Source organism: Pantoea sp. 9140, assembly GCF_000745295.1.
GTDB lineage: Bacteria > Pseudomonadota > Gammaproteobacteria > Enterobacterales > Enterobacteriaceae > Pantoea > Pantoea vagans.
In genome coordinates this window covers 3,231,028-3,252,328 of record NZ_JQNO01000001.1, presented here as the reverse complement: position 1 = coordinate 3,252,328, position 21,301 = coordinate 3,231,028, and the positions used below count along the sequence as shown (strand labels likewise).

21 protein-coding genes are annotated in these 21,301 nt (G+C 56.5%); 13 read left to right on the top strand and 8 right to left on the bottom strand.

Going from position 1 to position 21,301, the window contains the following annotated elements; genetic code table 11:
* Positions 1-60 precede the first annotated feature (60 nt).
* From nudF to FA92_RS14985, 6 genes are all read left to right on the top strand, one after another.
* Complete coding sequence (nudF, locus tag FA92_RS15010) at positions 61-696, top strand: ADP-ribose diphosphatase (RefSeq protein WP_033734725.1); 636 nt, start codon at positions 61-63, stop codon at positions 694-696.
* Positions 693-1,118 (top strand): DUF1249 family protein, encoded by a 426-nt coding sequence (locus FA92_RS15005; RefSeq protein WP_008925735.1) that lies wholly within the window; start codon positions 693-695, stop codon positions 1,116-1,118. Before nudF ends, FA92_RS15005 begins: the two co-directional genes overlap by 4 nt.
* A 42-nt stretch (positions 1,119-1,160) precedes the next feature.
* Positions 1,161-1,988, top strand: a complete 828-nt coding sequence (gene cpdA, locus FA92_RS15000) for a 3',5'-cyclic-AMP phosphodiesterase (protein ID WP_013359054.1) — start codon at positions 1,161-1,163, stop codon at positions 1,986-1,988.
* 3 nt (positions 1,989-1,991) lie between these two features.
* Positions 1,992-2,573, top strand: a complete 582-nt coding sequence (gene yqiA, locus FA92_RS14995; RefSeq protein WP_013359053.1) for an esterase YqiA — start codon at positions 1,992-1,994, stop codon at positions 2,571-2,573.
* Positions 2,574-2,622: 49 nt separating this feature from the next.
* Positions 2,623-4,518 (top strand): DNA topoisomerase IV subunit B, encoded by a 1,896-nt coding sequence (gene parE / locus FA92_RS14990; RefSeq protein ID WP_033784060.1) that lies wholly within the window; start codon positions 2,623-2,625, stop codon positions 4,516-4,518.
* A 93-nt stretch (positions 4,519-4,611) separates the two neighbouring features.
* On the top strand, positions 4,612-5,511 hold the full coding sequence (locus FA92_RS14985) for a LysR substrate-binding domain-containing protein (RefSeq protein ID WP_033784059.1): 900 nt from the start codon (positions 4,612-4,614) through the stop codon (positions 5,509-5,511).
* A gap of 373 nt (positions 5,512-5,884) precedes the next feature.
* Here the strand turns inward: FA92_RS14985 and FA92_RS14980 are convergent, their stop codons facing one another.
* A complete protein-coding gene (locus tag FA92_RS14980; protein WP_013359050.1) occupies positions 5,885-6,193 on the bottom strand; it encodes a putative quinol monooxygenase in 309 nt (102 codons plus the stop codon).
* 48 nt (positions 6,194-6,241) lie between these two features.
* The gene (locus FA92_RS14975; protein WP_013359049.1) at positions 6,242-6,823 is read right to left on the bottom strand and encodes an NAD(P)H-dependent oxidoreductase; all 582 of its coding nucleotides are present in this window, start codon (positions 6,821-6,823) and stop codon (positions 6,242-6,244) included.
* 167 nt (positions 6,824-6,990) lie between these two features.
* On the opposite strand from FA92_RS14975, the gene FA92_RS14970 reads away from it, so the two are divergent.
* The 4 genes from FA92_RS14970 (at position 6,991) to ftsP (ending at position 12,577) form a co-directional block, all read left to right on the top strand.
* On the top strand, positions 6,991-7,755 hold the full coding sequence (locus FA92_RS14970; protein ID WP_033784058.1) for a transporter substrate-binding domain-containing protein: 765 nt from the start codon (positions 6,991-6,993) through the stop codon (positions 7,753-7,755).
* 192 nt (positions 7,756-7,947) lie between these two features.
* Positions 7,948-10,221, top strand: coding sequence for a DNA topoisomerase IV subunit A (gene parC / locus FA92_RS14965; protein ID WP_033784057.1), 2,274 nt, complete (start codon positions 7,948-7,950; stop codon positions 10,219-10,221).
* A gap of 45 nt (positions 10,222-10,266) precedes the next feature.
* Positions 10,267-11,004, top strand: coding sequence for a 1-acylglycerol-3-phosphate O-acyltransferase (locus tag FA92_RS14960; RefSeq protein ID WP_033733902.1), 738 nt, complete (start codon positions 10,267-10,269; stop codon positions 11,002-11,004).
* Positions 11,005-11,146: 142 nt separating this feature from the next.
* Positions 11,147-12,577, top strand: a complete 1,431-nt coding sequence (gene ftsP, locus FA92_RS14955) for a cell division protein FtsP (protein ID WP_013359045.1) — start codon at positions 11,147-11,149, stop codon at positions 12,575-12,577.
* 91 nt (positions 12,578-12,668) lie between these two features.
* Here ftsP and dkgA read toward each other — a convergent pair whose 3' ends face one another.
* Positions 12,669-13,493, bottom strand: coding sequence for a 2,5-didehydrogluconate reductase DkgA (dkgA, locus tag FA92_RS14950; protein ID WP_013359044.1), 825 nt, complete (start codon positions 13,491-13,493; stop codon positions 12,669-12,671).
* A 203-nt stretch (positions 13,494-13,696) separates the two neighbouring features.
* On the opposite strand from dkgA, the gene FA92_RS14945 reads away from it, so the two are divergent.
* Positions 13,697-14,605: an AraC family transcriptional regulator gene (locus tag FA92_RS14945; protein WP_013359043.1), complete on the top strand. Its 909-nt coding sequence runs from the start codon at positions 13,697-13,699 to the stop codon at positions 14,603-14,605.
* A gap of 30 nt (positions 14,606-14,635) precedes the next feature.
* Here the strand turns inward: FA92_RS14945 and FA92_RS14940 are convergent, their stop codons facing one another.
* From FA92_RS14940 to FA92_RS14920, 5 genes are all read right to left on the bottom strand, one after another.
* Positions 14,636-15,298: a DedA family protein gene (locus tag FA92_RS14940; protein WP_033733897.1), complete on the bottom strand. Its 663-nt coding sequence runs from the start codon at positions 15,296-15,298 to the stop codon at positions 14,636-14,638.
* Between the two features lie 175 nt (positions 15,299-15,473).
* A complete protein-coding gene (metC, locus tag FA92_RS14935) occupies positions 15,474-16,664 on the bottom strand; it encodes a cystathionine beta-lyase (protein ID WP_033784056.1) in 1,191 nt (396 codons plus the stop codon).
* Positions 16,665-16,797: 133 nt separating this feature from the next.
* Complete coding sequence (locus FA92_RS14930) at positions 16,798-18,084, bottom strand: TRAP transporter large permease (protein ID WP_033784055.1); 1,287 nt, start codon at positions 18,082-18,084, stop codon at positions 16,798-16,800.
* 14 nt (positions 18,085-18,098) lie between these two features.
* Positions 18,099-18,605 (bottom strand): TRAP transporter small permease, encoded by a 507-nt coding sequence (locus FA92_RS14925; RefSeq protein ID WP_033784054.1) that lies wholly within the window; start codon positions 18,603-18,605, stop codon positions 18,099-18,101.
* A gap of 49 nt (positions 18,606-18,654) precedes the next feature.
* Positions 18,655-19,626 carry a TRAP transporter substrate-binding protein gene (locus tag FA92_RS14920; RefSeq protein WP_033784053.1) on the bottom strand — a complete coding sequence of 324 codons (972 nt, stop codon included), beginning with the start codon at positions 19,624-19,626 and terminating at the stop codon, positions 18,655-18,657.
* 349 nt (positions 19,627-19,975) lie between these two features.
* On the opposite strand from FA92_RS14920, the gene exbB reads away from it, so the two are divergent.
* Together exbB and exbD are read left to right on the top strand one after the other, a co-directional pair.
* Positions 19,976-20,698, top strand: coding sequence for a tol-pal system-associated acyl-CoA thioesterase (gene exbB, locus FA92_RS14915; protein ID WP_197061516.1), 723 nt, complete (start codon positions 19,976-19,978; stop codon positions 20,696-20,698).
* Positions 20,699-20,704: 6 nt separating this feature from the next.
* Entirely contained in the window at positions 20,705-21,127 is a 423-nt protein-coding gene (gene exbD / locus FA92_RS14910) for a TonB system transport protein ExbD (protein ID WP_013359036.1), read from the top strand.
* Positions 21,128-21,301: the final 174 nt, after the last annotated feature.

Below are 21,301 nucleotides of genomic sequence, written 5' to 3'. Positions count from 1 at the left end.
ACATGGAGCACAGTTACAGGCTTTTTTCGCTCCACTCCAATCTGCACAAGGAACCTGATGATGCCGGAAGAAAAAAAATCCCCTGTGACTTTCACAAAAAACGATGTAGAAATTATTGCACGCGAAACCGTCTATGATGGTTTTTTTTCCGTCGAACGTTACCGCTTCCGCCACCGCCAGTTTAATGGCGAAATGAGTGGGGAAGTGCAGCGTGAAGTTTTTGAGCGCGGACATGCCGCCGTGCTGCTACCTTATGATCCCTTACGCGATGAAGTGGTGCTGATTGAACAGATCCGCATCCCGGCTTATGACAGCAGTGCTTCACCCTGGCTGCTGGAGATGGTCGCCGGCATTATTGAACCCGGCGAATCGGTTGAGCAGGTTGCGCGCCGTGAAGCCGTTGAAGAAGCAGGTTTAGACGTTGGCCGGGTTAAGCCTGTGCTTAGCTATCTGGCCAGCCCTGGTGGCACCAGCGAACGCCTGTCGGTGCTGATTGGGGAAGTGGATGCCAGCCAGGCAGAGGGATGCCATGGTCTGGAGGAAGAGAATGAGGATATTCTTGTGCATGTGGTGAGCCGCGAACAGGCTTATCGCTGGGTGGAAGAGGGGATAATCGACAATGCGGCGTCTGTCATCGCCCTGCAATGGCTGGCGTTGCACCATGAAAAACTACGCGAAGAGTGGATACAAAAATGAAACAGCGCTATACCCCTGACTTTCCCGAAATGATGCGGCTCTGCGAAACCAACTTCGCCCAGTTACGCCGCCTGCTGCCGCGCAACGATGAGGCGGGCGAATCGGTGATTTATCAGGTGAGTGGCGCCCGTTATCAGCTGACGATTCAGGAGTCGACGCGCTACACCACGCTGGTGGAGATCCGCCAGGTCGCGCCTGCCGTAAGTTACTGGAGCCTGCCCTCAATGTCGGTCCGGCTCTATCACGATGCGATGGTCGCCGAAGTGTGTTCAACTCAACAGATCTATCGCTTCAAAGCGCGCTATGATTATCCTAATAAAAAATTGCATCAGCGCGATGAAAAGCATCAGATAAACCAGTTTCTTGCAGACTGGCTGCGCTACTGCCTGGCGCATGGCGCAATGGCAGTTCCGGTCTGCTGATGCGTATAATGCAGTAAATGGCGTGGAGACGAAGGAAACGCTTTGGATAGCCTGCTAACTCTTCCTGCAGCGAACGGTTCCGAAATCAGGATTTTGCAAATCACGGATACTCACCTGTTCGCGGGAAAACATGAATCGCTGCTTGGCGTGAACACCTGGTCGAGTTATGACGCGGTGCTGGATGCGATTATTGCGCAACAGCGCGACTATGACCTGATCATCGCCACCGGCGATCTCGCCCAGGATCACTCTGTCGAAGCCTATCAGCATTTTGCTGAGGGTATCTCACGTTTACCGCGCCCCTGTGTCTGGCTGCCCGGTAATCACGACTTTCAGCCCGCGATGGTCGACACGCTGGCGGCAGCGCACATCAATGCCCACAAGCAGGTGCTGGTGGGTGAGCAGTGGCAGATTGTGTTGCTCGACAGCCAGGTTTACGGTGTCCCGCATGGGATGCTGAGCGACTATCAGCTGGAGTGGCTCGACAACGCGCTGTCCCGCTTTCCGCAACGTCATACGCTGGTCCTGCTGCATCATCATCCGCTGGCCTCGGGCTGTACCTGGCTCGATCAGCACAGCCTGCGTAATTCCCATCAGCTCGATGCGGTGTTACAGCGCTACCCCTTAGCCCGGACGCTGGTCTGTGGTCATATTCATCAGGAGCTGGATCTGGAGTGGCACGGCCGCCGCGTGCTGGCCACACCATCAACCTGCGTCCAGTTCAAACCGCACTGCACCAGCTTTACAATTGATACCGTGGCACCGGGCTGGCGCTGGTTTACCCTGCATCCGGATGGCGGCCTTGAGACCGAGGTCAACCGGCTCGACACCGACGCTTTTCGTCCCGATTTAGACTCAGAAGGATACTGACGCGTGGCGGCATTGCTTTATCTGCACGGTTTTAACAGCTCGCCGCAGTCGGCGAAGGCAACGCAGTTCCGGCAATGGTTAGAGACGCAGCATCCCGGGATCGAGATGATCGTGCCTCAGTTGCCGACTTTTCCGGCCGATGCCGCGGCCATGCTGGAAGATCTGGTATTAAGCCGTAGTGGCGAAACGCTGGGGCTGGTGGGCTCCTCGCTGGGCGGTTATTACGCCACCTGGCTGTCGCAATGCTTTATGCTGCCTGCCGTGGTCGTTAATCCTGCGGTGCGACCTTTTGAGCTGCTGGCGGATTTCCTGGGCGAAAATCAGAATCCCTACACCGGCCAGCAATATGTGTTAGAGTCACGCCACATTTACGATCTCAAAGTAATGCAGATTGAACCGCTGGAAGCGCCCGATTTACTCTGGCTGCTGCAACAGACCGGCGATGAAGTTCTCGATTACCGCCAGGCGCTCGACTATTACAGCGCGTGCCGTCATACGGTAGAAGAGGGCGGTAATCATGCATTTACTGGATTCGAGCGCCATTTCCCGCAGATTCTGGACTTTCTCGGTCTGAATCATCCCTGAGTAATGCGGAAATCGCACCCCATTTCACCCTTCTAATCAGACATTTACGATGAGTCAATCTAACTATAACGCGGATGCCATTGAGGTCCTGACTGGCCTTGAGCCTGTTCGCCGTCGTCCGGGCATGTACACCGATACGACGCGTCCCAACCATTTGGGTCAGGAAGTGATTGATAACAGCGTCGATGAGGCGCTGGGCGGCCATGCGAAGCGGGTTGAAGTGATTCTGCACGCTGATCAGTCGCTGGAAGTGATTGATGATGGTCGCGGCATGCCGGTGGACATCCACCCGGAAGAGGGCGTGCCCGCCGTCGAGCTGATCCTGTGTCGTCTGCATGCGGGTGGCAAGTTCTCCAACAAAAACTATCAGTTCTCGGGCGGCCTGCACGGCGTCGGCATTTCTGTGGTTAATGCCCTGTCAAAACGTGTTGAAGTCACGGTGCGCCGTAATGGCGAAATCTATGACATGGCGTTTGAAAATGGCGACAAAGTGCAGGATCTCACCGTCACCGGCACGGTGGCGAAACGCAACACCGGCACGCGCGTCCATTTCTGGCCCGATGAAAGCTTCTTCGACAGCCCGCGCTTCTCGGTATCGCGTCTTTCCCATCTGCTGAAAGCCAAAGCGGTGCTCTGCCCTGGCGTTGAGATTGTCTTCAAAGACAAGCTGAACAATACCGAGCAGCGCTGGTGCTACGAAGATGGCCTGACCGACTATCTGTGTGAAGCGGTGAATGGCCTGCCGACGCTGCCGGAAAAACCTTTTGTCGGCAGCTTTGCCGGTGATGTGGAAGCGGTGGACTGGGCGCTGTTGTGGCTGCCGGAAGGCGGCGAGCTGTTAACGGAAAGCTACGTTAACCTGATCCCGACCATGCAGGGCGGGACGCACGTCAACGGCCTGCGTCAGGGGCTGCTGGATGCGATGCGTGAATTCTGCGAATACCGCAACATTCTGCCGCGTGGCGTGAAGCTCTCAGCGGAAGATATCTGGGATCGCTGCGCCTATGTGCTGTCGGTGAAGATGCAGGATCCGCAATTCGCCGGACAGACCAAAGAGCGTCTCTCTTCCCGTCAGTGTGCTGCCTTTGTCTCTGGCGTCGTAAAAGATGCCTTCAGCCTGTGGCTGAACCAGAATATTCAGACGGCGGAAATGCTGGCTGAGCTGGCGATCTCCAGCGCCCAGCGGCGTATGCGGGCAGCCAAAAAAGTGGTGCGTAAAAAGCTCACCAGCGGACCGGCACTGCCGGGTAAACTGGCGGACTGCACCGCACAGGATCTGAATAAAACAGAACTGTTCCTGGTCGAAGGGGACTCGGCAGGTGGCTCGGCCAAACAGGCGCGCGATCGTGAATATCAGGCGATTATGCCGCTGAAAGGCAAGATCCTGAACACCTGGGAAGTCTCTTCCGATGAGGTGCTGGCGTCGCAGGAAGTGCATGATATTTCCGTGGCGATCGGCATCGATCCTGACAGCGAAGATCTGTCGCAGCTGCGCTATGGCAAGATCTGCATTCTGGCGGATGCGGACTCCGATGGTCTGCACATTGCTACGCTGCTCTGTGCGCTGTTCGTGAAACATTTCCGTTCACTGGTCAGAAATGGTCACGTCTACGTTGCGATGCCGCCGCTCTACCGCATCGATCTCGGCAAAGAGGTCTACTACGCGCTGGACGAAGATGAGAAAGAGGGCGTGCTGGAGCAGTTGAAACGCAAAAAGGGCAAACCGAACGTTCAGCGCTTTAAAGGGCTGGGCGAGATGAACCCGTTACAGCTGCGTGAAACGACGCTGGATCCGAATACCCGCCGTCTGGTCCAGCTGACGATCAGTGAAGAGGATGTTGACCAGACGCTGCGCATGATGGATATGCTGCTCGCGAAAAAACGTTCCGAAGACCGGCGTAACTGGTTGCAGGAAAAAGGCGATTTGGCCGATATTGAAGTGTAAAAAACAGGACGCGAAAGCGTCCTGTTCTCTTTGTGCTTCAGCCCGCACATCCTCAGAGAACCCGGCAGATTCAGAGCAGAGACAGTAACCCTTGTGAAAATTACCCTGGAAGAGCTACGCGCCTGGGTGGCGGTGGTGGACAGCGGTTCCATTACGGCGGCGGCAACCCAGCTGGCGCAGACCAGTTCGGGCATTAGCCGGGCGTTGTCGCGGCTGGAGAGTAAGCTGCAGACCACGCTGTTGCATCGGACTACCCGACGGCTGGCGCTGACTGAAGAGGGACAGGTCTTTCTGGAGCATGCGCGCCAGATCCTGGCCTCGGTTGAGCAGGCGGAAGAGCAGATTGCGCTGCGGCGCGAGATGCCGTCAGGACGGCTGCGGGTGAACGCTGCGACGCCCTTTATGCTGCATGTGATTGTGCCGCTGGTGGACGATTTTCGCGCCCGCTATCCGCTGATCCAGCTTGAGCTGAATACCGACGATATTATGATCGATCTGCTGGAGCAGCAGACCGACATTGCCATTCGTATCGGGGAATTGCGCGACTCCACGCTGCGCGCCCGGCTGCTTGGCAGTAGTGCAATCCGGCTGATGGCCAGTCCGGCCTATCTGGCGAAAGCGGGCACGCCACAGAGTGTTGCCGATCTCGCGCAGCATCAGACCATCGGCTTCAGTTATCCTGACAGCCTCAACGTCTGGCCGATCTGGCAGCCTGATGGGGATTTTATGCGCGTCAAGCCGACACTCGTAGCCTCCAGCGGTGAAACCATCCGGCAGCTGGCGCTGGCAGGACAGGGTATCGCACGGCTCTCCGACTTTGTCAGCCGGGAAGATTGTGCCGCTGGCCGACTGGTGCCGGTTCTTACCGCGGAAACCCGCGATTTGCGGTTGCCGGTGCATGCGGTTTATTACCGTAATACCACGCTCTCGTCGCGTATCGGCTGTTTTCTCGATTTTCTCCGCACCGAGATTGATCGGCGTCAGATGCTTTAAACCGGTATGTCAGAAACAAAAAACCTCTGTCACAGAACAGAGGTTTGAGGAGGGTGACAAAGTCTGGCCGGTTTTGCTTTCTGATTGTGCCCGCTCAGGGAATATGGACAGATCGGAAAGACGCTCAAGCCAGTCCCTGGTCGCTCTACCCGCGCGATTACGCACCTCATCCCTGAGGTGCGCCCCTGTCGGGCCAACGCTTTGCGTTGTTCAAAAACGCTCCCGGCGTTTTTGTCCCTGACGCGGGACGCTTTCCTCTTCTGCCCATATTCCCTTCGGGTTGAGCTAATGCGTTGCTGCCAGAGCCACTCAGCTTTGAGTTTGCCAGCAGCCTCCGGCACGAATACAGGAGCATTAGCAATCAGCTTATTAGTCAGGCACTCGGTTCCAGCACCAGAATCTTCACATCCACCACATCATCTTTAATGATGGCGCGATGCGCATCCATGTGCGGCATCTGCTGATGCTGCTCAAGATGGCGCAGCGTTTCCCACTGCTCCAGCATGAAAATAGAGTCTGGCGAGTTCTGCTTCCATGGCACCTGCGCCTGGTGATCCAGCAGCGCGTCATACTGATGGCAGCCATCTTCTTCTAAGACCTGCGGGATCAGCTTTTTCACTGCATCCAGCACAGCCTGACGGCGACCGGGTTTAACACAAATTTCAGCAACGACTGTTAACATTCGCGAATTCCTCTTTCGTGGGAAAATAGGGGATAGCCCCTTACCATCTTACGCAAAAACGCGGCTAAGATGGGTCCGATAAGCGGCAATATCGCGTGGCACGTCCGGCGCTTTAATCACGTCGTTGCAGATAAAGGTCGGCAGCGCGTCCATTCCCAGGAACTGGTTGGCCTTGTGGAAGTGCAGATAGAGACCATCGACGCCGACGCCTTCAAAGAACTGCTCCGGGTCGGTAAAGGCCTGCAGCGGCGCATTCCAGGTGAGCGACAGCATATATTTTTTGCCCTGCAGCAGACCGCCGGAACCATATTTTTTTGCTGCATCGGAACGGGTACGGCCATCGCTGGCATAGAGCGAACCGTGGCCTTCAGTAAAGACTTCATCGATGTAACGCTTCACCGTCCAGGGCTCGCCCATCCACCAGCCCGGCATCTGATAAATCACCACATCGCTGTCGACATATTTCTGCACTTCATCGGCGATCACGTAATCGCTGTCAGCTACGGTGACTGACACCTCATGTCCCATGTCACGCAGCTGGCTGGCCGCAACATCGGTCAGCGTGTGGTTCAGTTCGCCTTTAGAGTGGGCAAAAGTTTTGCCGCCATCGATAATTAAAATCCTGCTCATGAATAGGTTGCCTCGTTTCCTGAATATGGCGCTCAGCTTACGCGCGCCGCAGCCGCAGAAAAATGCGAGGTTGATCACAACACTTTTGCTGTAGCAGCAACAATACGCCGGTTTATGGCACCATCGGTGGGCAAACTCACCATAAAAAATCATAGAAAATAATCAGAATGAAAAAATCAGTTCTCGCTTTGCTGCTGGTCAGCGGTGCTGTCCAGGCGCAGTCTCATCTCGACACCGTTCTCAGTTCTAAGACGCTCAAAGTCTGCACCACCGGCGATTACAAACCCTACAGCTATCTGCGACCCAATGGTCAGTATGAAGGGCTGGATATCAGCATGGCGAACGCGCTGGCTACCTCGCTTGGTGCGAAGGTGGAGTGGGTACAGACCAGCTGGAAAAACCTGATGCCAGACTTTCTGGCAAAGCAGTGTGACATTGCCGTTGGCGGCGTCTCCGTCACGCTGAAGCGCCAGCAGACCGCCTGGTTCGCACAGCCGCTGGACGTGGATGGCAAAATCCCGCTGGTGCGCTGTAGCGATAAAGATCGCTTCCAGACTATCGAACAGCTCAACCGGCCAGACGTGCGGCTGATTGAACCGGCTGGCGGTACTAACGAAGCCTTTGTCCACAGCCATCTGCCAGAAGCCTCACTGACGCTGTTCCACGATAACGTCACCATCTTTCAGCAGCTGGTCGACAACAAGGCGGATGTGATGATCACCGATGCCTCTGAAGCGCGTTTTCAGCAGCAGCATTACCCGACGCTGTGCGCGATCAATCCTGATAAACCGCTGCAGTATGGCGAGAAGGCTTACATGATCCCGCGTGACGACATCAGCTGGAAGCTCTATGTCGATCAGTGGGTGCATCTCAGCACCGCCACCGGTGAATATCGCGATATTGCCCGCCAGTGGATAGGAGCAAAGCCCTGATTCACTTCCGCAGAGAGGTCAGGGACTTGCCGGTCTGAATCCGGCGTGCCTCCGGCACATGAAATCGCGCGGCGGGACGCCTCTTGTCCCGTGCTTCCCCTGTGACTAACACCAGGGAATAAGGTACTATCCTCGCCAAACCACCGCCGGGTGTCCCGCCGTTGTGGGTCACGATGTGAGGATGAAAAATTCATGAGTGAACTGACGCAGGATGGTGCAGAGCGTCTTGCCCTGCATACCTTTACCGAAGATGCGTATTTAAAATATTCGATGTACGTCATCATGGACCGCGCGTTGCCTTATATCGGCGACGGGCTGAAGCCTGTACAGCGACGCATTATCTACGCCATGTCGGAACTGGGTCTTAATGCCAGCGCCAAATTTAAAAAATCGGCGCGTACCGTGGGTGACGTGCTGGGTAAATACCATCCGCACGGCGACAGCGCCTGCTATGAAGCAATGGTATTGATGGCGCAGCCGTTCTCCTATCGTTATCCGCTGGTCGACGGTCAGGGTAACTGGGGTGCGCCGGATGATCCTAAGTCGTTTGCAGCTATGCGTTACACCGAATCACGCTTGTCAAAATATGCCGAGCTGTTGTTAGGTGAGTTAGGCCAGGGAACGGTAGAATATCAGCCAAATTTTGACGGCACGCTGCAGGAGCCGAAAATTCTGCCAGCGCGTCTGCCCAATATTCTGCTCAATGGCACCACCGGTATTGCCGTAGGTATGGCGACCGATATTCCGCCGCACAATCTGCGCGAAGTGGCTCAGGCGGCGATCGCACTGATCGACGCGCCGAAAACCACGCTGGACCAGCTGCTGGATATTGTCCAGGGACCTGATTATCCGACCGAGGCGGAGATCATTACGCCGAGTGACGAAATCCGCAAAATTTATCAGACCGGGCGCGGCTCCATCCGCCAGCGTGCGGTATGGAAGAAAGAAGAGGGCGAGGTGGTTATCACCGCGCTGCCGCATCAGGTATCAGGCGCGCGCGTGCTGGAGCAGATTGCTAACCAGATGCGCAACAAAAAGCTGCCGATGGTGGAGGATCTGCGTGATGAATCAGATCACGAGAACCCGACCCGTCTGGTGATCGTGCCGCGCTCTAACCGCGTCGATCTCGATCAGGTGATGAACCATCTGTTCGCCACCACCGATCTGGAGAAGAGTTACCGCGTTAACCTCAATATGATCGGCCTGGATAACCGCCCGGCGGTGAAAAACCTGCATGAGATCCTGACCGAATGGCTGGTGTTCCGCCGCGACACGGTTAAACGTCGTCTGAACTACCGACTGGATCGCGTGCTGCGCCGCCTGCATATTCTGGAAGGTTTGCTGGTCGCATTCCTGAACATCGATGAAGTGATCGAGATCATCCGTACTGAGGATGAGCCGAAGCCGGTCCTGATGTCGCGCTTTGGCATCAGTGAAACGCAGGCCGAATCGATCCTCGAACTGAAGTTGCGCCACCTGGCAAAACTGGAAGAGATGAAGATCCGTGGCGAGCAGGCGGATCTGGAAAAAGAGCGCGATCAGCTGCAGGCGACGCTGGCGTCTGAACGCAAGATGAATACCCTGCTGAAAAAAGAGTTACAGGCTGACAGCGCCAGCTACGGCGACGATCGTCGTTCGCCGCTGTGTGAGCGTGAAGAAGCCAAAGCCCTGAGCGAAACCGAGCTGGTGCCGTCTGAACCGGTCACCATTGTGCTGTCGCAGATGGGCTGGGTGCGCAGCGCCAAAGGCCACGATATCGATCCCGCCGGACTGAGCTATAAAGCGGGTGATAGCTATCTGGCTGCCGCACGCGGCAAGAGCAATCAGCCTGTGGCCTTTATCGACTCCACGGGCCGCAGCTATACGCTGGATCCGACATCGCTGCCTTCTGCGCGCGGACAGGGCGAGCCGCTGACCGGTAAGCTGACGCCACCGCCGGGTGCGGTGGTTGAACAGGTGCTGATGGAGCCAGATGACCAGCGTCTGCTGATGGCGTCTGATGCGGGCTACGGCTTTATCTGTACCTTCAGCGACCTGGTGTCGCGCAACCGCGCCGGTAAAGCGCTGCTGACGCTGCCGGACAATGCCCGCGTGATGACGCCAATGGCGGTGCATCATGAAGATGACATGCTGCTGGCGATTACCCAGGCGGGACGCATGCTGATGTTCCCGGTTGGCGAACTGCCGCAGATGTCGAAAGGCAAGGGCAACAAAATCATTTCCATTCCGTCAGCAGAAGCTGCTGCGGGTCAGGACAAACTGGCCTGGCTGATGATCCTGCCGCCGGGCAGCGCGATCACACTGCACGTGGGCAAGCGTAAAATGCTGCTGCGCAGTGAAGAGCTGCAGAAATTCCGCGCCGATCGCGGACGTCGCGGCACGCTGTTACCGCGCGGCCTGCAAAAAATTGATCGTGTTGAACTGGATGCGCCTGCGCGTCCGGTGAGCCCGGATAGCGAAGCGTAAACAACCCGGCTGACCCTGCGTCAGCCGTGGCTCAATGAGGGAACTATGTTACTGATTCTGCGTGCCATTATTGTCGTCATTTATTCGATCCTGATCTGTATCTTTGGCTGTATCTGGTGTCTTTTTTCACCACGCGATCCGCGCCACGTCGCCACTTTTGGCCATCTGTTCGGCAAATTGTCGACGGTATTTGGTCTTAAAGTCGATCTGCGCAGACCGGAAGGCGCGGAGAATTATGGCAATGCGATCTATATCGCCAACCATCAGAACAACTACGACATGGTCACCGCGGCCAAAATGGTGCAGCCCTATACGGTTACCGTGGGCAAGAAGAGCCTGCTGTGGGTGCCGTTTTTTGGCCTGCTCTACTGGCTGACCGGCAACCTGCTGATTGACCGCGATGACCGGGCGAAAGCGCGCGGCACCATCGGTGAGCTGGTGGATCAGTTTAACCGCAAGCGCATCTCTATCTGGATGTTCCCGGAAGGGACGCGCAGTCGTGGCCGTGGCCTGCTGCCGTTTAAAACCGGTGCCTTCCACGCTGCCGTGGCGGCGGGCGTGCCGATCATTCCGATTGTGGTCTCCAATACCCATGGCAAGATCGATCTCAATCGCTGGAACAACGGTCTGGTCATTGTTGAGATGCTGCCGCCGGTTGATGTAAAAGCATTCGAGTCTTCGTCGGTGCGTAAGCTGGCAACTCACTGCCGCGAACTGATGGCGGCGAAGCTGGAAGAGCTCAATGCCGAAGTCGCAGAACGCGAAAAAAACGGAAAAATCTGACCGGCGAGTCATTCGCCGAACTATCCTGCATGGATGCCGCGCGGCGAGCCTTATCCGGCTCGTCGTGAACGCAGCACAGCAAAAACAGATCAATAAAAACAGGGCCGGCGCTTAGCGCCACGCGTAAAGGGTCAGAAGTTTTATGTCTTTCAGCAGACGTCAGTTCATCCAGCTTTCTGCCGGAGCGGCGCTTAGCGCCAGTTTACTCCCTCATGCGGCACATGCCGCTTCTTCAGCTAATGGCGATACGCCACTTCCGGTTCCGCCGTTGCTGGAATCCCGTCGCGGCCAGCCGCTGTTCCTGACGATGCAGCGCAGCCACTGGTCATTTAATGGCGACAATAACAAAGTGCCGGTGTGGGGCATCAATGGCCTCTACCTTGGCCCGACCGTCCGGGTTTACAGCGGTGACGACGTTAAGCTGATCTACAGCAACCGGCTGAATGAGTCCGTCTCCATGACCGTCAGCGGTTTGCAGCTGCCGGGTGCGTTAATGGGTGGCGCGCCACGTATGATGTCGGCCGGTGTCGACTGGGCGCCGGTGCTGCCGATTCGTCAGGCAGCCTCAACCTGCTGGTATCACGCCAATACCCCAAACCGCATGGCGCCGCATATCTATAACGGTCTGGCGGGCATGTGGCTGGTGGAAGATGACATCGGCAAACAGCTGCCGTTGCCGAAACATTACGGCGTCGATGACTTCCCCATCATCATTCAGGACAAGCGGCTCGATAACTTTGCCACGCCGGTCTATGACCCGCCGCAGGATGGTGGTTTCCTGGGTGATACGCTGCTGGTGAATGGGGTACGCAATCCTTATGTTGAGGTGTCACGCGGCTGGGTGCGCCTGCGTCTGCTGAACGCCTCGAATGCGCGACGCTATGAGATGGTGCTCAGCGACAATCGTCCATTTATGGTGATTGCCAGCGATCAGGGCTATCTGCCTGCGCCGGTTGCGGTGCAGCGTCTGTCACTGGCGCCGGGCGAACGTCGTGAAGTGCTGGTGGATATGTCGCAGGGTGATGAAGTGTCGATTACGGCGGGAACGGCGGCAGGCATTATGGATCGGCTGCGCGGGTTCTTTGAGCCATCTTCTATTCTGACCTCCACCCTGATCCTGACGCTGCGCCCAACCGGCTTACTGCCGCTGGTGACGGATAATCTGCCGATGCGGCTGCTGGCCGACCAGATTCTGGATGGCGTGGCGGTGCGCACCCGTGAATTCCGCATCGGTGATAGCATGCCGGGCATCAACGGCGCGCTCTGGGATATGAACCGCATTGACACCACTGCGCAGCAGGGCACCTTTGAGCGCTGGATCCTGCACGCCGATCGGCCGCAGTCGCTGCATATTCAGGGCGTGATGTTCCTGATTAAAAGTGTGAATGGCGCACAACCGATGGGTGAAGATCGTGGCTGGAAAGATACGGTGTGGGTCGATGGCAGCGTGGAACTGATGGTCAGCTTCCCGCAAAGTTCGTCAGATCACTTCCCGTTTGTCTACCACAGTCAGACCCTGGAACTGGCCGATCGCGGTACGGCGGGTCAGCTGGTGGTGCAGCCCACGGCATAACAGCGTGGTCAGGCGGGAAGAACCCGCCTGACCACGTTAAGCCTTTTCTGCCCGTCAACAGCAGGGCCAAGTAGTTAAGGTCACCTTCACGTCAGTTAAAGGTTTCCGGATCCGGTCCCAGACGATTGCCGCTGTCCAGTTTCGCAATATCACTCACTTCATGCTTATCCAGACGGAAGTCGAACACCTTAAAGTTCTCTTCGATACGCGCTGGCGTCACCGACTTCGGAATCACCACCAGACCGCTATCCAGATGCCAGCGGATCACGATCTGCGCCGGGGTCTTGCCATATTTCTTCGCTAGCGACTTGATGATCTCCTGATCGAAGACCCCTTTGCCGCCCTGGGCCAGCGGACTCCAGGATTCGGTCTGGATCTGGTGCAGCGCGTTCCACGCATGCAGCGTGCGCTGCTGCAGCATCGGGTGCAGCTCTATCTGGTTCACGACCGGCGTCACACCGGTTTCATCCAGCAGACGCTTCAGGTGCGCTTCATGGAAGTTACAGACGCCGATGCTTTTGGTCAGCCCCTGCTGCTGCAGTTCAATCATCTTCTTCCAGGCATCAACGTAGTGGTCTTTTTCCGGGCACGGCCAGTGCATCAGATAGAGATCGACCTGATCCAGTTTGAGTTTCTCCAGGCTGGTTTCCATCGCCTGCTGAACATTCTGCTGATCGTCGTTCCACAGTTTGGTGGTCACGAAAATCTCTTCGCGCGGTACGTCGGTTTCCTGCAGAGCCTGGCCAATCGCCTCTTCATTCTTATAGGCGGCGGCGGTATCGATTGAGCGATAGCCGACCTCAAGCGCTTTCAGCACCGCATGACGCGCATCTTCGATGCTGGCCTGCCACACACCGAGTCCGAGTTGCGGCATCATATTGCCATCGCGCAGTTTGATAATGGGTTGGTCTGCCATAGTTGCTCCTTTCCGTTGCGGTTAACCCGTGAGAATTCACTGTGCTTAAGTCTAGCCAACAATTTTCAGCCTGCTCAGCGCCAGCAACAACAGCGGGTCTGCTCTTCTGCCCGATTCGGTAAATTTCTTGCCTGATTCTCCAGGCTGCTGGCGGTTCAGGCATTAGCACGGCACACTGGCTTTTTGCCCGTAAAGGAGTCGCTATGGCGCACGATGCACTGTGTCACCGGCTGGCACAGCAGGTAGTCACCTTAATGACCCATGGTCGCGACCGTCTTTGCCCGGTCGAAAATGTGTCGCTGATTTATGCCAATCAATATCGTCCCCGTACGCCGATGATGTATCAGCCCGGCATTGTCATCCTGTTTCAGGGCAGCAAAACCGGCTATCTCGGCAGCACCGTGTTTCAGTATGACGCCAGCAAATACCTGATGCTGACCGTGCCGCTGCCGGTGGAGTGCGAAACCTGGGCCTCGCCGGAGATCCCGATTGCCGGGCTGTGTCTCAGGGTTGATACCGCCAGCCTGCAGGATCTGCTGATTGAAATTGGCGACGACGATCAGTTTCAGCCGCAGCCGCAGACTTCGGGTATTCACTCGGCCTGGCTGACGGAACCGATGCTGTGCGCCGCGGAGCGACTGCTGGATGTGATGACCCAGCCGCGCGATGCGCGCGTGCTGGGGCCGCATATCGTGCGGGAAATTATCTACTATGTGCTGACCGGCCCGATTGGCGGCGCGCTGCTTTCGCTGGTGAGCCGACAGACGCAGTTCAGCCTGATCGCGCGCGCCCTGCGACGGATTGAGAATCACTATGCGGAAAACCTCAGCGTCGATGCGCTGGCCGCGGAAGTGAACATGAGCGTCTCAGCCTTTCACCATAACTTCAAAGCGGTGACGCAGACCTCACCGTTACAGTATCTCAAGCGCTATCGCCTGCATCAGGCGCGGCTGCTGATGCTGCACGATGGACTCAAGGCGAGTGCGGCGGCGGTGCGGGTGGGCTATGAAAGCCCTTCGCAATTTTCGCGGGAGTTTAAACGCTATTTCGGCGTGACGCCGGGGGAAGAGGTGAGTCGTGTCAGGCAGACGGTAGCGGATCCGTCCGCCTGAGTGGCGGCGGATCCGAAAGCCAGACGCGCGTCAGGCGCGTTTCTGGCGACGCTTTTTCCAGATCACCACAATGCTGCCGGACAGGCCGAGCACCAGCAGCACCATCGGCAGTATCATCAGAATCGCCATTACCTGATCTTCATGACGCTTGATAAACGGCACCTGGCTGATGCCATAGCCAAAGGCAACCACAATGCCGACCCACAGCACGCCGCTGAGCCAGTTAAACAGCTGGAAGCGGCCATTCTGCAGGCCTGCAATGCCCGCCATGGTCGGCAGGATAGTGCGGATAAAGGCAAGAAAACGGCCAACCAGCAGCGCCATCAGCCCGTGACGGTTAAACATATTCCAGGCGCGCTGGTGATACTGTGCCGGCAGATGCATCAGCCAGCTTTTCACCAGTCGGGTATTCCCCAGCCAGCGGCCCTGCAGATAGCTCAGCCAGCAGCCGAGGCTGGCGGCGGTCGTGAGGATCACCATCGTCGGCACAAAATCCATCACCCCTTTAGCCACCATCGCGCCTGCCAGCAGCAGCAGACTGTCGCCCGGCAGGAAAGAGGCGGGCAACAGACCATTTTCCAGAAACAGCGTCAGGAACATCACGCCGTACACCACCCACACCACATCCGGATTTGCCAGCGCGGCAAAATCCTGATGCCAGAGCGCCTGGACAATCTCGTGTAAAACACCCATTAGCGATTCCATCACGTCACAAGGAACAATCCGTCTGCGTTCAGGCAGCACGGCAATCTCACCGGTAAGCTGAACGATGCGGGATAAATTTTAACAACAAATGAGCCGGTGCCCGGCAAACTCTCCGGGCCGCCGCTACGTGGTTTATCTTCTGTTTACTTTCTGTTTATCTGACTTAGCGCGTCAGGCGCGCAAAACCGGCCTCCAGGTCAGCCAGCAGATCATCAACGTGCTCCAGACCAATGTGCAGCCGCACCAGCGTGCCGGTGAAATCCACACCGCCCGCCGGACGAATCTCAGCCAGCTCTTCCGGCTGATTTGCCAGGATCAGCGATTCATAGCCGCCCCAGGAGTAAGCCATGCTGAAATGATGGAAGTGATCGAGATATTCCGCCAGTTGGGGCGCGTCTAATTTTTCCTGCAGGATGAACGAGAACAGGCCGCTGCTGCCGTTAAAATCGCGCTGCCAGAATGCATGACCTTTGCTTTGCGCCAGTGCCGGGTGATTGACACGTGCCACTTCCGGGCGCGCCGCCAGCCACTCAGCCACCTGAATTGCGCTCTCTTCATGCTGACGCAGACGGGTGCCCAACGTACGCAGACCGCGGCTCGCCATGTAGGCGGTATCGGCATCCACCATCTGGCCCATCAGATAAGAGTTCTCACGCAACTGGTCGATACAGCGTGCATTGGCGACCGCCGTGCCGATCATCGCATCGCTGTGACCAATCAGATATTTGGTGCCAGCCTGAATCGAAATGTCGATGCCGTACGCCAGCGCGTTAAACAGAATACCGGCCGCCCAGGTGTTGTCGATCATGATGATCGCCTCGGGCGCTTTAGCGCGTACCGATGCCACAATCGCCGGAATATCCTGAACTTCCATCGTGATTGAAGCGGGCGACTCCAGGAAGACAACACGGGTGTTGGGTTGCACCAGCTCACCGATTTCACTGCCGATGCAGTGATCGAACCAGCCCGTGGAAACCTGCAGCTTAGCGAGAATTTTAGTACAGAAGTCCTGCGTCGGTTCATAGACCGCGCCGCTCATCAGTACGTGGTCGCCCGCCTCGACAAATGCCAGAATCGCGTTTGCCACGGCAGCCGCGCCGCAGGGGTAGAGCACACAGCCCGCACCGCCTTCCAGCTCGGTCATCGCATCCTGTAGCGCAAAATGCGTCAGGGTGCCGCGACGGCCATAAAAGAGTTCGCCTTTTGCCCGACCGGCGGTGGCGCGTTTCTTCTCCGCAACCGTATCAAAAACCAGCGAAGAGGCGCGCTGAATGACGCTGTTCACCGAGCCCTGAGTATAACGCTTGCTGCGTCCTGCACTGACGAGCGTGGTATCAATTTTTCTGGTGGTCATGAGTCGCCTTTACCGCTTCACACTAAGCCTTCACGTTATCATGAAACGGCCAGCAGGGTTGAGACTCAATGGTGATTATCAGAGTGCGTCGCAGGAAAAAAACCGGCCCGCAAGCGAGCCGGTTTTCATTGCCTTACATCACGCCCATCAGGCGCGGCAGCCAGAGTGAAATAGCGGGAATATAGGTAATCAGCATCAGCACCAGGAACAGCATGCCGTAGAACGGCAGCATCGCCCCGACGACCTGCTCAATCTTCTGCTTACTCACCGCGCTGGCAACAAACAGTACGGTGCCGACCGGCGGCGTAATCAGCCCGATGCCCAGGTTAGTCAGCATGATCATGCCAAAGTGAACCGGATCGACCCCCAGCGTGGTCGCTACCGGCAGCAGCACCGGCGTCAGGATCAGAATCAGCGGCGCCATATCCATCAGCGTGCCCACCACCAGCAGCAGGATGTTGATACACATCAGGATCACATATTTGTTATCGGAGAGGCTGGTGAACGCTTCGGTAATAATGGTTGGCAGTTGCATAAAGGTCATTACCGCGCCAAACCCGGCCGCGAAAGCGATCAGCACCATCACGATGGTGACGGTTTTAATGGTGCGGAACAGCAGGATATGCAACTGGCTCCATTTAAAGTCGCGATAGATAAACATGGTGACGAAGAACGCCCAGATGCAGGCGATCGCAGCGGACTCCGAGGCGGTAAAGATGCCGGAGAGGATCCCCCCCATAATGATCACTACGGTAAACAGACCCCAGAACGCGTCGAAGAAAATCTTCAGCGCCTGACGAAACGGAATGCGCTCGCCTTTGGGATAGCCGCGTTTACGGGCAAAGCCCAGACACATCACCATCAGGCAGGCCCCCAGCAGCAGGCCAGGAAAGATCCCGGCGACAAACAGTGAGGAGATAGTCACCATGCCGCCGGTTGCCAGCGAGTAAATTACCGAGTTGTGGCTGGGGGGCGTCAGCACCGCCTGAACGGAGCCGCTGGCGGTTACGGCCGCCGCAAAGTCACGCGGATAGCCTTTCTCTTCCATCTGCGGAATCATCACCGAACCAATCGAGGCGGTATCGGCTACCGACGACCCGGAGATAGCGCCAAAAAAGGTTGAAGCGACGATATTAACCAGCGACAGCCCGCCGCGAATAAAGCCGACAAAGATATAGGCGAAGTTGACCAGACGACGGGCAATACCGCCCTCTGCCATAATCGCGCCAGCGAGGATAAAGAACGGAATGGTCAGCAGCGAAAATTTGTTAATCCCGTTGGTCACCTGAATCACCACCGCTTCCAGCGGCAGATCGATCCACCAGGCTCCGATAAAGGCGCTCAGTCCCACCGCAAAGGCGACCGGAAAACCCACCATCAGTAACACCAGCAAACTGCCTATCAAGATCAATGCATCCATTTTTCTGCTCCGCGTTAGTGGGTGCCGCCCAGCGTGACAATCGGCCGCTGGCTCTGATCGCCGATCAGCAGGCGCTCAATAACAAACAGCAGGGTGAAAATTGCGCCAATCGGGATCGGCAGATACATCTCGCCGTAGGTCACCGCCGGAAGTGAGGCGAGGGTCTGCACCCACATCGCTTCGCACAGGCTGTAACTGGCCTGGAAGATCACCAGACAGGTGACGATCATCAACAGATCGCTGACGCGCAGCATCAGGCGCTGCCGGGCAGGCGACAGGCGGTCAGTGACCATCGACACGCAGATATGGGTTCCGGCGCGCAGACCCACCGGCGCGCCAATAAAGGTAAAAATAATCATGCAGATAATGGCAACCGGCTCTGGCCACGAGAGCGCGCCGTTCATCACGTAACGGGCGAAGATCCCAATCGGGATCACCGTCACCATGATCAACAGCGCCACGGCGGCCACCAGCATGCAGAGCAGATAAAGCCCATCCATCAGACGTGCATAAGCAGACATAATTGATACCTGATTAAGTACGCCACACGGCAGCGTGGCGCGGGAAGGGTTATTTCACCTCAGCGATACGGGTCATCAGATCCTGATATTTGCCGCCAAACTGATCGCGTACCGGCTGAGTCGCTTTGACGAAAAAGTCGCGGTCGGTCTGCTGGAAGGTGATCCCGCCCGCCTTCATTTTGGCGATCGACGCTTCGGTATAGGTCGCCCAGAGCTGGCGCTCCTCATCCTGTGCCTCTTTGCCAAGCTTTTTCAGCAGGGCCTGATCGTCGGGTTTCAGGCGATCCCAGGCGCGTTTTGAAAACAGGATCATCTCTGGCTGGATAAAGTGGCCGCTGAGGGTGTAATACTTCGCGACCGGCATATAGTTATGGGCGACGAAGGTAGGTGGGTTGTTCTCGGTGCCATCAACCACGCCGGTCTGCATCGCACTGAACACTTCACTGACGCCCATCGCCACCGGATTGGCGCCCATCGCTTTCAGGGTTGCCAGCGAGATGGCGCTGTTTTGTACCCGGATCTTCATGCCTTTGAGGTCGTCCGGTTTTGCCAGCGGCTTTTTGGTGATCATGTTGCGCTCACCGGCATCGGTCCAGCCCAGGAACACCATGCGGGCGTTGGGATCGTTATCGAATTTGTCGGCAATCTCGCGGCCTATATCGCCATCCAGCACGTTGTGCATATGATTAACGTCGCGGAAAATGTAGGGCAGGGTCAGCACGCTGGTTTCCGGGGCAATCGAGGTGACCGGGGCCAGCGAGACGCGAATCATATCGATAGCCCCCAGCTGCACCTGTTGCAGCGTCTGATCTTCATCACCCAGCACGCCACCGGCGTAGAGCTTCATCTCCAGCCGTCCATCGGTGGCCTGTTTCAGTTTGTCGCCCATATGTTGCAGAGCGACCACAGTGGGATAACCGGCAGGCTGCACTTCAGCCACTTTAATCACCTGTGCCGTGGCGGTGGCGCTCGCTATCATCGCCGCCAGGGCACTGGCCACGCATGTTCTCATCATTCTCATTATATTGTCTCCCGCAGAGGTAATACGGCCTGCGGTCAGGGCTAACCGCAGAGGGCCGTAAGGAGCCAGCATAGTGAAAACGTGTCTGAGTAAAATGCAGCAATGCTGATTGAATGAATTCCGTCACATTTTGAAACGTTGTTTTAATAAATTTTCATGCGGCTTCACATTTTCGAAACATCCTCACAAACCGTGCCTGAACCTGCTCAACAGCAGGTCAATAACGCGGATCAGCTTTGTAAATAGTAATGAGAACTACTATCAATTCGCCGCCGTTTTGCTATTATTTGCGCTTGTTTCGCATCCCTGAATCAGAAGTTGGAGAAGCAGCGTGGTAGCCAGTGATTTGATGCAAACGGACCTCTCCGTTTGGGGCATGTATCAACATGCCGATATCGTGGTAAAGGTGGTCATGATTGGCCTGTTATTGGCCTCAGTGGTGACCTGGGCGATCTTCTTCGGCAAATATGCCGAACTCAGCGCGGCTAAGCGTCGCCTGAAGCGTGAGCAACTGGCACTGGGCGAAGCCCGCAATCTGAATGACGCCGCCCGCATTGCCCAGACGTTTACCGGGCACAGCCACTCTGTGGTGCTGCTGAACGATGCGCAGAATGAACTTGAACTGTCGGCTGGCGTGGAAGATACCAACGGCATTAAAGATCGCACCAGTTTCCGCCTCGAGCGCCGTGTAGCCGCCTTCAGCCGCCATGCGGGTCGTGGCAACGGTTTCCTGGCGACCATCGGGTCTGTCGCTCCGTTTATCGGCCTGTTCGGCACCGTCTGGGGCATCATGAACAGCTTTATCGGCATCGCGAAAACCCAGACCACCAACCTTGCGGTGGTGGCACCGGGTATCGCCGAAGCGCTGCTGGCGACCGCGATTGGTCTGGTTGCTGCGATCCCGGCCGTCGTCATCTATAACGTTTTTGCCCGCATGATTGCCAACTACAAAGCCTCGCTGGGTGATGTCGCCGCGCAGGTGATGCTGCTGCAGAGTCGTGATATCGATCTGGGCACCGTCGCTACAGAGGTTCCGCGTCCTGCGACCGCCCAGAAACTGCGCTTAGGGTAAGTTGTTATGGCCATGCGATTAAACGACGATCTGGAAACCGATGGTGAAATGCATGAGATCAACGTGACGCCGTTTATCGACGTCATGCTGGTGCTGCTGATCATCTTTATGGTGGCCGCGCCACTGGCCACGGTCGATGTGCGCGTTAATCTGCCTGCTTCCACCAGCGCGCCGCAACCGCGTCCGGAAAAGCCGGTCTATCTGTCGATTAAAGCAGATAAACAGCTTTACGTGGGTAACGATCAGGTCACCCCGGACTCGCTGGTGAATGTACTGACCAGCCAGACGCAGGGCAATAAAGAGACCACCATTTTCTTCCAGGCAGACAAGTCGGTAGATTATGAAACGCTGATGAGCGTGATGGATAAGCTGCGCACGGCGGGCTACCTGAAAATCGGTCTGATGGGCATGGAAACCGTGAAGAAATAGCGGGTTATCCGGCAATATGAAAAGGCGACTGTTAAGGTCGCCTTTTTTTTATGGCGGCTCTTCAGCCAGATAAAATCAGGCAGATCAGCACCAGAGCTGATCACTTATGCTGGCTGATTTGAATTGTTAATTGGTTGTTACTTATGTACACAGAATTGTAAAGTGCAATGGTGA

What these genes read in the sequence shown, in the direction of transcription:
- metC (WP_033784056.1), bottom strand. Translation starts at nt 16,664, where the DNA reads ATGACCACCAGAAAAATTGATACCACGCTCGTCAGTGCAGGACGCAGC.
- nudF (WP_033734725.1), top strand. Translation starts at nt 61, where the DNA reads ATGCCGGAAGAAAAAAAATCCCCTGTGACTTTCACAAAAAACGATGTA.
- dkgA (WP_013359044.1), bottom strand. Translation starts at nt 13,493, where the DNA reads ATGGCAGACCAACCCATTATCAAACTGCGCGATGGCAATATGATGCCG.
- exbB (WP_197061516.1), top strand. Translation starts at nt 19,976, where the DNA reads ATGCAAACGGACCTCTCCGTTTGGGGCATGTATCAACATGCCGATATC.
- FA92_RS14920 (WP_033784053.1), bottom strand. Translation starts at nt 19,626, where the DNA reads ATGAGAATGATGAGAACATGCGTGGCCAGTGCCCTGGCGGCGATGATA.
- FA92_RS14930 (WP_033784055.1), bottom strand. Translation starts at nt 18,084, where the DNA reads ATGGATGCATTGATCTTGATAGGCAGTTTGCTGGTGTTACTGATGGTG.
- FA92_RS14970 (WP_033784058.1), top strand. Translation starts at nt 6,991, where the DNA reads ATGAAAAAATCAGTTCTCGCTTTGCTGCTGGTCAGCGGTGCTGTCCAG.
- FA92_RS14940 (WP_033733897.1), bottom strand. Translation starts at nt 15,298, where the DNA reads ATGGGTGTTTTACACGAGATTGTCCAGGCGCTCTGGCATCAGGATTTT.
- FA92_RS14980 (WP_013359050.1), bottom strand. Translation starts at nt 6,193, where the DNA reads ATGTTAACAGTCGTTGCTGAAATTTGTGTTAAACCCGGTCGCCGTCAG.
- exbD (WP_013359036.1), top strand. Translation starts at nt 20,705, where the DNA reads ATGGCCATGCGATTAAACGACGATCTGGAAACCGATGGTGAAATGCAT.
- parC (WP_033784057.1), top strand. Translation starts at nt 7,948, where the DNA reads ATGAGTGAACTGACGCAGGATGGTGCAGAGCGTCTTGCCCTGCATACC.
- FA92_RS14925 (WP_033784054.1), bottom strand. Translation starts at nt 18,605, where the DNA reads ATGTCTGCTTATGCACGTCTGATGGATGGGCTTTATCTGCTCTGCATG.
- ftsP (WP_013359045.1), top strand. Translation starts at nt 11,147, where the DNA reads ATGTCTTTCAGCAGACGTCAGTTCATCCAGCTTTCTGCCGGAGCGGCG.
- FA92_RS14945 (WP_013359043.1), top strand. Translation starts at nt 13,697, where the DNA reads ATGGCGCACGATGCACTGTGTCACCGGCTGGCACAGCAGGTAGTCACC.
- FA92_RS15005 (WP_008925735.1), top strand. Translation starts at nt 693, where the DNA reads ATGAAACAGCGCTATACCCCTGACTTTCCCGAAATGATGCGGCTCTGC.
- FA92_RS14960 (WP_033733902.1), top strand. Translation starts at nt 10,267, where the DNA reads ATGTTACTGATTCTGCGTGCCATTATTGTCGTCATTTATTCGATCCTG.
- parE (WP_033784060.1), top strand. Translation starts at nt 2,623, where the DNA reads ATGAGTCAATCTAACTATAACGCGGATGCCATTGAGGTCCTGACTGGC.
- FA92_RS14975 (WP_013359049.1), bottom strand. Translation starts at nt 6,823, where the DNA reads ATGAGCAGGATTTTAATTATCGATGGCGGCAAAACTTTTGCCCACTCT.